Origin of the sequence: Pseudoalteromonas sp. NBT06-2 (genome assembly GCF_002276045.1) — a bacterium.
Taxonomy (GTDB): Bacteria; Pseudomonadota; Gammaproteobacteria; order Enterobacterales; family Alteromonadaceae; genus Pseudoalteromonas.
The window spans coordinates 1-460 of the sequence record NZ_NQMR01000233.1; the positions used below are offsets into that span (position 1 = coordinate 1).

A 460-nucleotide genomic window follows, 5' to 3' on the forward strand; every position below is an offset into this window, starting at 1 on the left:
ATGTGGGTTATAACCTTTAACTGCAGCTTCTTGATGACCATAAAGCGGTTTTACCGTGACATCAGAGTCTAAGATCCAAGGAACATTTAATAAGGGTTCATAGCTTGAAAATAAGTGCGACTCAAGCCAAGTGAGCCCATCATTTTCATCAATATTGTGCAAAGCACGCCTAACGGTATCATCACTCACCACTTTGCTCATGCCTAAGAGTTGTTTGTTAACCGTATCATGAATAAGCGAGCCAATATGTGCGTAACGCGTATGGCCTGATAATACCGAAAGAAAGATAGAGCCTAAAATATCTCGTGTCGCAGAGGCATTATTACTTTGATAAGCCAGCGGACATTCTTCAACCCAAGGCTCGAAGCGTTTTCCAAGTTTTAAAAACTGAATAAAAAAGGGAAGTTGACCTAATGGTGTAACAGTCGCTTTGGGATCCCATTCAATATGAACTTTACCG

At 40.9% G+C, this 460-nt stretch carries 1 protein-coding gene; it reads right to left on the reverse strand.

Annotated elements, in window-relative coordinates:
- The coding region (locus CJF42_RS27845) for a hypothetical protein (RefSeq protein ID WP_212668859.1) at positions 1-460 on the reverse strand (460 nt) is incomplete at both ends.